The following is a 12487-nucleotide window of genomic DNA, read 5'->3' as shown; positions in this document are numbered from 1 at the left end:
ATCCAGACGGAGGGTCATATGGCTGGCTCGGAGCTCACCGCCTCCGAGCTCGCTCGTGAGGTGCTCGCCGCTTCGCGCGCCGAACCAGGGCAGTCGGATGCCGGCGTGGGAGGGATTCTCGAACGATCGGGCATGAGCGCCTCGGATGCTGGCGAAGTCATCGCCTCCGTGCGGGAGTCCCAGCTGCTCAACGCGCGTCTGCGCCGCCGGGCGGCCGAAGTCGAGGCGCTCTTCTCCACCGCACGCGAACTCGTGCGCCTTCAAGACGTCGACGACGTCCTGAAGCGTCTCGTCGAACGAGCCCACGAGCTCATGGGAACCGACGTCACCTACCTCTCCGAGGTCGAGAATGACGCGGGCGATCTCCGCGTGCGCCACTCGGCGGGCACCGTGACTCCGGAGTTCCGCGACCTGCTGGTCCCCGCGGGCTTCGGGCTCGCCAGCAAGGTGGCGAGCACGCGAGAACCAGCGTGGGTCGCGCGCTATCAGCAGATGAGCGAGACACCGCACGACCCCCGTATCGACGCAGCGGTCGAGGCGGAAGGCTTGGTCTCCTTCCTCGGAGTGCCCCTCGCCGTCGGCGATGAGGTGCTCGGTGCGCTCTTCGCGTGCAACCGCTTCGGCTACGAATACACGCCGGAAGAGATTCTTCTCCTCTCCGCGTTCGCCGACCACGCGGCCGCCGTCCTCCACACGGCGCGAGCTCTCGCCGAACGGGCCGCCGCGACAGCGCGCGCCGAGGAGGCGTATCGCGAGCTGGAGCGGCATCTCGCGGCGACCGAGCGTGCGAGCGGCATCCACGAAGAACTGACCTCGGCGGTGATGTCCGGCGCCACGGTCGTCGATCTCGTCTCCACCGTCGCGCGCCGTCTGGAACGCAAAGTCTGGGCGCTCGACGAGGATGGCCGTGCGCTGCATCGAGACGGGACGCTACCGCCCCGTCGGGCCATACGCGATGCGATGGAGGCCAGCCAGGCGAGCGGCCACGCCGAATCGTTCGAGGCACGTGGATCGCATTGGATTCTCGTCGCCATCCTCGGTGCCGACCGCATCGTCGGCGCGATCATCGCGGAGGGGAGCGGCTCGAAGGGCAGCGGCGACATCGATGATGTCGACCAGCGCACACTCGAGCGCGCAGGTCATGTGGCGGCCCTGGTCTCATTCAAGCGCGAGGCGGCGAGCGCGCTTCGCGCAGAGCGCCGCGCGCGTTGGCTGCTGAAGGTGATCGACGATGGCGATTCCGACTCGGCGAGCGATGACGGCGTGGAGTTCTCGGCACCGATCATCGGCTGCGCGGTGATCGATCTGCGAGATCGTGACGTGGCGGATGCCGCGTCGATGGCCGCCGCAGCCGTCGCAGAGGATGGCTTCGTCGCACATCGCGATCATCGTCTGATCATCGCCTGGACGACCGGCGATGCCGTGGCTCAGAGCGAGCGCGTGCGACGGATCCTGGCGGACCGGCTGCGCGAGCAGGCGTTGACCGCGGTGGCGCGCAGCCCTGTCACGGGGACCGCCGGTCTCGCCGGCGCAGTGGAGCGTGCAACGGCCGACCTCGGCTTCCTTCCCGCGCTGGGGATCGAGGCCACCACCGTGTCATCCGATCTGTTCGCGCCGTATCACTCGCTCGCGGCCGCGGACCCGGAGTCGGCGACACGGTTCGTGGGCGACCTGCTCGGGGCGGTCCTCTCCTGGGACGAGCGGCGAGGTACGGCCCTGTTCGAGACGTTGGCATGCTTCTTCGACAGCGGGGAGAGTCGCCAGGCGGTCGCAGAGAAGATGCACATCCACAAGAACACCGTGCAGCAGCGTCTGCAACGCGTTCACGCACTCCTCCAAGGCGAGTGGGACGACTCCGAGTTCCGCTTCCGAGTGCAGGCAGCCGTACGGCTCGAGAGCCTGCGCCGCGTAATCAGGGACGCACGTACGCCGTCTTCGTCTGGGTGAAGAAGTCGCGGGCGTGAGCGCCCTGCTCTCGGGGTCCGAAGCTCGAGCCCTTTCGTCCCCCGAACGCCACGTGCGGATCGACGCCGGCCGTCGGCAGATTCACCATGACCATGCCGGTGTCGGAGCGGGACTGGAAGTCCTCCGCCGCACGCAGTGAGCGCGTGCAGATGCCGGCGACGAGTCCGAACGGAGTGTCGTTCGCCACCGCGACGGCCTCGTCGTAGTCGCTGACGCTGATGACGGATGCGACCGGGCCGAACACTTCTTCGCGGCTCACGGTGTCGGAATTGCTCGCTCCGACGATCAGCGCCGGAGTGAGGAAGTTTCCCTCGGTGTCGCTGTCGATCACCTCGCCGCCGTGGACGATGGAACCCGCGGTGCCGCGGGCGATCCCGAGGTAGCGCAGATCGGTCTCCAACTGCCGTTCGTCGACCACGGGGCCGATCGTCGTCGCATCCGCCAGCGCGTGTCCGACACGCAACTGCGCCATCCGGCCGAGCACGGCATCGACGAACTCATCATGGATCGACGCCTCGACGATGAGCCTGCTGGATGCCGTGCACCGCTGCCCGGTGGAGTAGAAGGCGCCCTGCACCGCACAGTCGACGGCCACGTCGAGGTCCGTGTCGGCGAGGACGATCAGCGGGTTCTTCCCACCCATCTCGAGTTGTACCTCAGCCAGGCGCCCTACCGCGGTCGCCGCGACCCGGCGCCCGATCGGCTCGGACCCGGTGAAAGTCACAGCGGCGACGCCCTCATGCGCGGCGATGGCGTCGCCGATGACCGACCCCGAACCGGTGACGAGATTGAAGACGCCCGGTGGGAAGCCGACGTCGTGGATGATGCGGGTCAACGCGACGGCGCTCGCCGGAACCAGCTCGGCCGGCTTCATGACAACGGTGTTGCCGTAGGCGAGTGCTGGTGCGGCCTTCCATGCGGGGATCGCGATGGGGAAGTTCCACGGCGCGATGATCCCGACGACTCCGAGCGGCTCGCGCAGCAGGTTCACGGTCACGCCCTCGCGTGTCGACGCCTGACGCTCTCCGTGCATCCGCAGCGCCTCGCCGCTGAAGAACCGGAAGATGTGCGCGGCGCGCATCACCTCGCCCTTCGCCTCGACGAGAGTCTTGCCCTCCTCGCGCGCCAGCAGCGTGCCCAGCGTGTCGGCATCGGCGATGATCCGGGCGGCGACCGCCTCGAGCAGATCGGCACGACGCTGCGGTGAGGAGCGCCACCAGGAGGGGAAAGCGCGGGTGGCGGCATCCACCGCGTCGTCGACGGCAGAGCGCTCCGCCCTGGCGAACAGTCCGATGACGTCGCTGTGATCGGACGGGTTGATGTTCTCCCGGTGCTCCGACACGTCGTGCCAGGCGCCGTCGATGTAGATGCCGGTCGCTGTGGTCATGTGCGGTCCTTCGGTCGGGGCGCGCGGTCCTGCGCGCCGGAGATGAGCTGGGCGAGATGGATGCCGGGGATGTCGGCGAGCTGGTCGGCCTGCGTACGGCAGGAGAAGCCGTCGGCGAGGAACACCGCGGTCTCCGACTTGGCGCGCAACGCCGGGAGCAGCGCGTTCTCGGCTACGGCGACCGAGACGTCGTAGTGGCCGCGCTCCATACCGAAGTTGCCGGCCAGGCCGCAGCATCCGGCGAGCTCCGTGACGGTCGCGCCCATCCGGCCGAGCAGCTCCGCATCGGCGGCGAAGCCCATCACGGCGTGTTGATGGCAGTGCGGCTGCACGACGATCTCGGCGCCGTCCAGGATGGGGGGACTCCAGGAAGGATCAGGTCTGACGGGCGTGCGACCGGTGAGCACTTCGGCGAGCGTGAACGTGTTCCGGGCGATATCGCGTGCCCGCGGATCGTCAGGAAGGATCTCGAGCAGGTCGGAGCGCAGCACCGCCGTGCACGAGGGTTCGAGGCCGACGATCGGCACGCCGTCCGCGACGTAGGGATGAAAGGCGTCGACGAGAGCGGTCAGTCTGCGCCGCGCCCCGTTCAGCTGTCCGGTCGAGATCCACGTCAGGCCGCAGCATTGCGGGCTCTCCGGCAGCACGGCGGAGATTCCGGCATCCGCGAGCACCTCGATGGCCGCGACAGGGATGTCCGGGCTGAAGCTGTCGGAGAAGGAGTCGGCCCACAACAGCACCCGACGCTGCGCGGGGGCGGGGGCGCTGTGGCGCCCGCGCTCGCGCTTGCGTGCGGAGGAATGGAAGCTGCGGCGGGCGAAGGAGGGGATCGACCGGCGAGTGTCCATGCCGCCGAGCAGCAGCGCGAGGCGGCTGACACCGGGAACGCGCAGGGCAGCGTTCACGATCGGAGCAAAGGGCGACGCGAGCCGTGCCCAGCGCGGCAGCCAGCCGAGAACGTAGTGCGTGATCGGACGCAATCGCCCCTGGTACCGACGATGCAGTGCTTCCGCCTTGTACGCCGCCATGTCGACCCCGGCGGGGCAGTCGCTCGCACAGGCCTTGCATGACAGGCAGAGATCGAGTGCGTCTTCGACCTCGGCCGAGGCCCATCCGTCGGTGACCAGCTGCCCGTTGATCATCTCCTGAAGCACGCGTGCTCTGCCGCGGGTCGAGTCCTTCTCGTCAGAGGTCGCGAGATACGAGGGGCACATGAATCCGCCGGATGCCGTGTTGTCTGCGCGGCATTTGCCGACGCCGACGCAGCGGTGCACAGCCTTCGTGAAGTCTCCGTCGTCGTGTGCGAAGGCCATGCCGTCGGCGCGCAGCAGCGGGAGGGCCTGCGGGCGGCGCAGGTCGGCGTCAACTGCGGCGGGGCGCACGATGACGCCGGGATTGAAGAGGTCGTCCGGATCGAACAGGCGCTTGAATCCGGCGAATGCCTCGAGCGCGGCGGGCGAGTACATCAGCGGCAGCAGCTCGCTGCGTGCACGCCCGTCGCCGTGCTCTCCGGAGAGCGATCCACCGTGACTCGCGACCAGGCGAGAGGCATCCACCATGAACGCACGCAGGGCCGAGCCGTCTTTCTCGAGCGGGATGTCCAGGCGCACGTGGATGCAGCCGTCGCCGAAATGCCCGTACGGCATGCCGGACAGCCCGTGCTGATCGAACAGCTCGTCCATGTCGCGCAGATACTGCCCGAGCCGTTCAGGTGGTACCGCGGCATCCTCGAAACCGGGCCAGGCCTGCGCTCCGGCCGCGGTGCGCCCGGCCAACCCCACTCCGTCCTCGCGGATGAGCCAGACCGGCCGTGCGGCGACGGGGTCGGCGATGACTCGGGAGGATATCGCCGCGGCATCCGCGATGAGACGCGCGGCGCCGGCCTCGGCATCGCGCAGGTCTTCGCCCGACACCTCGACGAGCAGCCAGCCGGCGCCCTCGGGAAGCGCCGAGACGGCACCCGCACCCTTGGCATCGCGCACCGCATCGACGAGCCGGGCATCCAGGCCCTCTATCGAACCGGGACGATGCGTGAGCAGATTCGGCACATCGTCGGCCGCCGCGACCATGCTGGGGTAGCCGAGCACGATGAGCACAGGGGCGGTCGCCTTCTCGACGAGCCGCACTGTCGCGCCGAGGATGACGGCGCAGGTGCCCTCGGTTCCGACGAGCGCCTTGGCGAGTGAGCGCCCGTTCTCGGGCAGCAGGTGCTCGAGCGAATAGCCGGAGACCTGGCGGCCGAAGCGGCCCAGCTCGGTGCGGATGGTCGCCATGTTCGCGCTGACGAAGGCGTCCATGCCGGTGACGGCATGAAAACCGGATGCTGCGTCGAAACGTCTCCCGCGGCCGTCGATGACGTCGAGATCGATGACGTTGTCGACTGTGCGCCCGTAAGCGAGGGAGTGCGATCCGCAGGCGTTGTTGCCGATCATTCCGCCGATCGTGCAACGCGCCCATGTGGAGGGATCGGGCCCGAACCGCAGGCCGAAGGGCGCAGCGGCATCTTGGAGGCGGGCCATCACGACGCCAGGGTCGACACGGGCGATGCGTTCGACAGGATCGATCTCGTGGATCGTCGAGAGATGCCGGGAGAAGTCCATCACGATCCCGGGGCCCACGGCGTTGCCCGCGACAGATGTCCCGGCGCCGCGTGAAGTCAGGGGAGTGCGTGTCGCTCTGGCCGTATCGACCACGGCCAGAACATCGTCGACATCCCGGGGAAAGACGACCACGCGCGGCGGCACCCGATAGTTGGAGGCGTCGCTGGAGTACTCGGCACGGCGGCGGCTGCCGTCGTCGACCTCGCCGCCGACTGCGCGGCGCAGCGCTGAGACGACGTCGGTCACGTCGGACCGCGACAGCTCTGGCTCAACGAGGGACATGAGTAGCATGCTACTCACAGGCGGCGGCAGTATGTCAACCGCTCACGCCGGTCGGTAGCGCTCTCCGCCCAGCGCGAATCGCAGATCGTCGGCCAGGCGGACGCCATCCTCCGGTTTCAGAGCGGCGGTCGTCACCCGGATGAAGGGCGGTGTGTGGAGGCGGAACGGCTCGCCGGTTCTGACCGCCCAGCCGCGGGTGAGGAGGAAGCCGGCGAGAGTGCTCTCCTCGGCGACGGGGATGAGCACGTTCATGCCCGATCGTCCGACGCTCGGAATGCCGCGGTCCGCGAGCGCGCCGGCGAAGGCGCTCCGTCGCTCCGTGTACACGCGCTCCGCAGTCGCGATCTGCGCGACCGCCTGCTCATCGGACAGCACGGCGGCGACCAGTCGTTGTGTCAGGTGACTCACCCAGCCGGGCCCGAGCAGGAGTCGACCCTCCACGCGATCGGCCGTCTCCGCGTCGCTGCTCATCACAGCGATCCGAAGATCCGGCCCCAGCGCCTTGCTCATCGAGCGGATGACCGCCCACTTCTGGCGACCGGTGGCCAAGGTCGACGCGGGGGCTCCCGCGATGAGACTCGCATGGTCGTCCTCGATCACGATCAGCTCCGGCGTCTTCGCGATGACAGCGCGCAGACGCTCGGCGCGCTCGGGGGAAAGAGCCGAGCCGTACGGGTTCTGGGCGCGTGGCGTGAGGATAAGCGCCGCCGACCGGCGGGATCCGAGCGCCTCGGCGAGAGCGCTCGGGATCATGCCCTCGTCGTCGACAGGCACCGGCACGACCGTGAGTCCGAGGACGCGGAACAGCGACAGCGACGAGACCCACTGCGGGTCCTCGACGATCACGGCATCGCCAGGGCGGAGGTGCGTGGCGAGAATCCGCTCCATGCCATCCAGCGCGCCGTTGACGACGGTCAGCTGCCCGTCGATGCCGTCTGCGGCGAACTGCGCCGACATGATCGGGACGAGCGCGTCATCCAGCGCGGGCGTGTTGTACAGGCGCGGTGCGTAGAGGTCGGGGGAGAGGAAGCTGCCGACGTCGGGAAGCAGCGCGGGGTCCGGCGAAGACGTGGACAGATCGCGTACGTCGTCCGGCAGCGGAAGGCGGAACGGGCGAGGGATCGGTGGGCGTTCTGCGACACGACTGCGCTTGCCATGCGCAGACGTGATCACGCCTCGCTCGCGCAGCAGGCGGAATGCGAGGGCGACCGTGCCAGGACTCACGCCGATCTCTTCAGAGAGCGAGCGGATCGACGGGAGTGCAGTGCCGACGGCGAGCTCCCCGCTGGCGATCGCCGCAGAAAAGGCTTTCGCTATCGCGCTCGACGACACTAGGGTGGGGAGATCATCAGCTAGCATAGTTAGAAAGTGTACTAGAACACATGTGGATCAATCCACTCTTTTCCGCAGATTCCCGCCAAGAAGTCGCGCAGCTCATCAGCGCGCACGCCCTGGCCACACTCGTCGTGGAAGCCCCTATGCGCGCAGCGCACCTCCCTCTGCTGCTCGAAGACGACGGTGAGCGCATGACGCTCATCGGTCACATCCCGCGGGTCGATCCGCTCTCCGAGGCGATCGCCGCGGGGAAGGAGGTGCTGTGCATCTTCCACGGAGCGCGCGCGTATGTGAGCCCCGACTGGTACACGGCACCCGGGTTGTCGACCTACAACTTCAGCGTCGCTCACCTGCAGGGACGCAGCGAGCCGATGAGCGAGACGAGCGAACTCCGTGCGCACCTCGTCGAACTCACTCGTGTCCACGAGGCTCTGAAGAGTCCGTCCGACGGCGGACCTTGGAAGATCGACGATGTCGCCGACAAGCGGATCGACAGTCTGCTGCCGCTCGTCATGGGTTTCCGCATCCACGTGGAGAGTGCCCAGGCAAAGACGAAGTTCGGGCAGAACCGCACGCAGGCCGACAGGATCGCCACCCAGGAGCATCTTCGACGTTCTGCCGATGAGGAGGCACGCATGGTCGCCGAGCGGATGACCGAGACCCTGCAGGAGCCCGACGCGAGGAGGCCTGGTCACTGATGCGACTCGACACGATCATCGAGAACGCGCAGGTCGTCACCCTCGATCCCGAACGCCCCACCGCGGGCCGGATCGGTCTGTGGCGTGGCCGTGTCGTCGGTCTCGACGACGACGTCGCGGGCCTGGATGCCGTGGAGATGATCGATGCGGGCGGGGCGGCCGTCCTTCCCGGATTCATCGATTCGCACACCCACCTGCAGCTGACCGGCCAGGGTCTGCTCGCCATCGACATCAGCGCTGCCGGCACCGTCGATGAGGCCCTCACGATCATCGCCGACGGCTCAGCGTCGTTCGCCCCCGAGCAGTGGGTCGAGATCAGCGGCTACGACCAGCGGGTGATCGGACGCGACCTCACGGCCGCAGAACTGGATCGCGCCGCCGGTGGGCGCAAGGCCTGGGCGCGTCACATCTCCAGCCACTCCTCCGTGATCTCCTCTTCCGTGATCCGCGACATCCCCGGCGCAGTGGACCGCGACTTCGCCGAGCGGAATCTGGGCGTCCTCCACGAGGTCGAACAGGATCTCGTCCGCGCCCAGCGGCTGCCCTTCTCGCTCGACGAGGCCGGCCGCACGATCGAGATCGCCGCGGAGGCGGCACGGCGGCAAGGCGTGACCTTCTGCATGGATGCCGGGGCCGGCGGCCGCATCGGCAGTCTCAACCCGCTCGATATCAGCACGCATCTGCGGCTGCTAGAGAGCGGTCGCATCCCGGTACGCATGCAGCTGATGCCGAGCCTGGACGCGCTGCACCCTGTGCTCGGCGGACACGGCGACGGCTTCGAGCGAGGTCTCGACGTCGGCCTTCGCACCGGTCTCGGTTCCGACCGCCTTCGCATCGGCGCGCTGAAGGTCGTCATCGACGGCGGAATGATGGTGCGCACCGCGCGGCTCACCGAACCCTATGAGGGTTCGGACGAGCGCGGGCAGTACAGCATCGACCCAGAGGACCTGATCGCCGGCATCGTGGACGGGCACCGCGCCGGCTGGCAGCTGGCCGTGCACGCGATCGGCGACGAGGCGATCGACGTCGCGATCGAAGCCTTCCGGCAGGCAGCATCTCATGGCGGCACCATCGATCGTCGTCATCGCATCGAGCATGGCGGGCTCATCCGTCCCGACCAGATCTCCGTGCTGGCCGGACTCGGCATCGCGATCGTCAGTCAGCCGTCGTTCCTCTATGACTCCGGCGACGACTTCGTGGCGCAGATGGGTGTCAGCCGTGCGCCGTGGCTGTATCGCGGACGGTCGTTGACCGATGCCGGCATCCGCATTGTCGGAAGCACCGATCGCCCATTGGCAGGGTCGCCCCTGCGGGCAGTGCAGGTGCTCGCCGATCGAACCAGCAGCAGCGGAGCGATCATCGGCGACGGCGAACAGCTCACGGTCGCCGAGGCGCTGAACACGGTCACGGTGAACGGCGCGTGGATCGCCGGGATGGAGGATCGTCTCGGCCGCGTCGCCTCCGGCTTCCTCGCCGACTTCACGGTGCTGGAGCGCAGCCCGATCGATGTCGACATATCCGAGATCGCTGCGATCGGCGTGCGCGCGACGGTGCTCGACGGCGCCTGGAACGAAGTGTCATGATCACCGTCTCCCTGCCACCCGTCATCGACCGCGCTGAGATCGAGCGGCTCATCGGCGGGCGCGTCACGGCTCGGCTGATCGGCTGGGACTTCCTCTCGCCCCCGGAAGGCGCCGACCCCGCTGACATCGACGTCGTCGTCTCGCCCTTCCACACCACCAGCCCCACTCCCAACCCCACCTACGTCGGGATCCCCGCGCTGGCGGCATCGCTTCCGCTCGCGACGAACGCCCGCCTCGTTCAGTTGCTCTCGCTCGGCAGCGAAGGCGTCGCCACGCACCTGCCGCCGCACGCTGTGCTCGCCAACGCCGCCGGCGCCATGGAACATCAGACCGCCGAGCTCGCCTGCACCTTGCTGCTCGCGGCGAGCCGTGGCATCCCCGCGTTCGCGCAGCAGGCGACATGGGCGAACTCCCGCAGCCCCGGTCTCTGGGGCAAGCGCGTCGTGGTCCTCGGCCACGGCGGCATCGGCCGCGAGGTCGTCAGACGCCTCGCACCCTTCGAGGCGGAGATCGTGTGCATCGCCCGCACCGGGCGCACCCTCCACGACGGCACGGTCATCCACCCGGTCTCGGTGCTCGCCGAGATCGTTCAGGGCGCAGACGCCCTGATCTGCACCGTGCCGCTCAGCTCCGAGACGGCCGGTCTCGTGGATGCCGGCATCCTCGCCGCGCTCGCAGACGGCGCGATCGTCGTCAACGTCGGACGCGGGCCCGTCGTGCACACCGAGGCGCTCGTCGCGGAGCTGACATCCGGACGGCTGTCCGCGGCACTCGACGTCACGGATCCGGAGCCGTTGCCGGATGGACATGCGCTGTGGGATCTGCCGAACGCGCTCGTCACCCCGCACGTCGGCGGCAACACCGATGCGATGCGCCTGCTGCTGCACCGCCTCGTCGCCGAACAGATCGTCAGGGTCGGAGGCGGCGACGACCCCGAGAACATCATTCTCAACCACTCCTCGATCGGCCCTGGTCGAGGAGTTCCCACCAAGAATGCATTGAAGGAGACATCACGATGAAACACTCCCTGCGTTTATCCCTGCTCGGCACCATCGCCGCGCTGACCCTGGCGGTGACGGCCTGCAGCGGCCCATCCGCCACCGGACCAGACGGAACCGGCGACGCCGGTGAGCCGGTCGCCGGAGGTACAGCCACCTACGCGATCGACATCCAGCCTCTCGGCGGAGGTGTCGACCCCATGGTCGCCACGGCCCTCGCCGCACAGACGATCATGGACCAGGCATACGAGACCCTGCTCACGAGAGACGAGAACGGTGAGATCCAACCGGGCCTCGCCCTCGAATACGACCAGCCCGACGAGCTCACCTACGTGTTCACGCTCCGAGAAGGTGTGAAGTTCGCGGATGGATCAGACTTCACCGCGGACGACGTCGTCTACACCTTTGAGAGCTACCAGGCGGCGACCACGAGCAAGAAGGCCTATCTCCTCGGACTGGAGTCGGTCACCGCGACCGACGACCTCACAGTGACATTCACCTTCAGCCAGCCCAACGGCACGTTCCTCAACGCCGCAGCGCACCGCGAGACCTTCATGATCGTCGGCCGTGAGGGCTACGGCAACGCCACCGAAGAGGAGCGTCAGACGCGTACCTTCGGCACCGGTCCGTTCCAGCTGACTGCCTGGGAGGACGGCGTCTCGATGACGCTCTCCAAGAACGAGCACTACTGGGAGGAGGGCAAGCCCTACCTCGACACGATCGAGATGCCGATCATCGCGGATGAGAGCACACGTCTGGCGGCTCTGCAGCAGGGCACGGCGGATGCGGCGTGGTTCGGCGACGGGAGCATCGCCGACCAAGCGGTGGCCGCCGGTTTCACGCTGGGCGATCCCGCCTTCACTCAGACGCTGCCGATCTTCATCAACCCCGAGTCGGGTCCGCTCTCGGACGTCCGCGTCCGTCAGGCCGTCTCACTGGCGCTCGACCGGCAGGATCTCGTGGATGTCGCGATGCTCGGACACGGTGAGGAGTCGCTCGTCGTCCCCGCCGGTGACCCGGCCACCCCAGGCGTGGATGAGAACACCCCGAACTACACCAGGGATGTGGACGCCGCGAAGAAGCTGCTCGACGAGGCAGGGCAGCCGAACCCGACGATCGTGCTGTCGTACTTCTCGGATGCCGTCCAGTCGCAGCATCCCATTTACGAGCAAATGCAGCAGCAGCTCGCCGAGGCCGGTATCACGCTCGATCTGAAGGCGACGCCGGCATCAGAGCTCTCGCCGATCTTCACGGCCGGTGAGACCTTCACCGATCTCGTGTCGCTGCCGTGGAGCTACCGTGCCGACCCGACGTTCTACTTCGACCCGTTCCTGTCGGAATCCGGAGCCATGAACCATTGGGACGGCAACGCCGATGCAGATGCCGCCAAGGCCCTGCTGGCCGAGGCGAAGGCCACATCCGACGCCGACGAGAAGGCAGACCTCATCGAACAGCTGACGACCGAGGTCGCCGACCAGGGCCTCATCCTCATCCCGATGGCGGTCCCGCAGAAGTTCGAGATGTGGAACGCCGACACGTTCCACGGGTACGCCACCGATCCGTATGGATCGCGCTACAACCTGAAGAACGCCTGGGTCACGCACTGATCGACGGTGGGGCATCTGCAGCGCGCCCGGCG

At 68.1% G+C, this 12487-nt stretch carries 8 protein-coding genes; 5 read left to right on the top strand and 3 right to left on the bottom strand.

The genetic code is table 11. The features are described 5' to 3' along the window. Positions 1–18: 18 nt before the first annotated feature. Positions 19–1947 carry a helix-turn-helix domain-containing protein gene (locus IEV67_RS01100; protein ID WP_188434689.1) on the top strand — a complete coding sequence of 643 codons (1929 nt, stop codon included), beginning with the start codon at positions 19–21 and terminating at the stop codon, positions 1945–1947. Here the strand turns inward: IEV67_RS01100 and IEV67_RS01095 are convergent. The 3 genes from IEV67_RS01095 to IEV67_RS01085 are packed head-to-tail and all read right to left on the bottom strand — an operon-like array spanning position 1913 to position 7593. Next, on the bottom strand, positions 1913–3352 hold the full coding sequence (locus IEV67_RS01095) for an aldehyde dehydrogenase family protein (protein ID WP_188434688.1): 1440 nt from the start codon (positions 3350–3352) through the stop codon (positions 1913–1915). The genes IEV67_RS01100 and IEV67_RS01095 overlap by 35 nt on opposite strands. After that, on the bottom strand, positions 3349–6234 hold the full coding sequence (locus tag IEV67_RS01090; RefSeq protein ID WP_229702602.1) for an FAD-binding and (Fe-S)-binding domain-containing protein: 2886 nt from the start codon (positions 6232–6234) through the stop codon (positions 3349–3351). Before IEV67_RS01090 ends, IEV67_RS01095 begins: the two co-directional genes overlap by 4 nt. 42 nt (positions 6235–6276) lie before the next feature. After that, positions 6277–7593 (bottom strand): aminotransferase class I/II-fold pyridoxal phosphate-dependent enzyme, encoded by a 1317-nt coding sequence (locus IEV67_RS01085; RefSeq protein WP_188434687.1) that lies wholly within the window; start codon positions 7591–7593, stop codon positions 6277–6279. Between the two features lie 23 nt (positions 7594–7616). Between IEV67_RS01085 and IEV67_RS01080 the strand changes: the two genes are divergently transcribed. From IEV67_RS01080 to IEV67_RS01065, 4 genes are read left to right on the top strand one after another with little or no spacing between them, the layout of a single operon-like run. Continuing rightward, complete coding sequence (locus IEV67_RS01080) at positions 7617–8267, top strand: FMN-binding negative transcriptional regulator (RefSeq protein ID WP_188434686.1); 651 nt, start codon at positions 7617–7619, stop codon at positions 8265–8267. Further along, positions 8267–9850, top strand: a complete 1584-nt coding sequence (locus IEV67_RS01075; RefSeq protein WP_188434685.1) for an amidohydrolase — start codon at positions 8267–8269, stop codon at positions 9848–9850. Before IEV67_RS01080 ends, IEV67_RS01075 begins: the two co-directional genes overlap by 1 nt. Continuing rightward, on the top strand, positions 9847–10869 hold the full coding sequence (locus IEV67_RS01070; protein ID WP_188434684.1) for an NAD(P)-dependent oxidoreductase: 1023 nt from the start codon (positions 9847–9849) through the stop codon (positions 10867–10869). The genes IEV67_RS01075 and IEV67_RS01070 overlap by 4 nt, the downstream gene beginning before the upstream one ends. Beyond that, complete coding sequence (locus tag IEV67_RS01065) at positions 10866–12455, top strand: ABC transporter substrate-binding protein (RefSeq protein WP_188434683.1); 1590 nt, start codon at positions 10866–10868, stop codon at positions 12453–12455. Before IEV67_RS01070 ends, IEV67_RS01065 begins: the two co-directional genes overlap by 4 nt. The last annotated feature ends 32 nt before the right edge of the window (positions 12456–12487 follow it).

Origin of the sequence: Microbacterium murale, from assembly GCF_014635185.1 — a bacterium.
GTDB classification, from domain to species: Bacteria; Actinomycetota; Actinomycetes; order Actinomycetales; family Microbacteriaceae; genus Microbacterium; species Microbacterium murale.
Note: the sequence above shows the minus strand (reverse complement) of the source record. Positions and strands in the feature narration are given on the sequence as shown.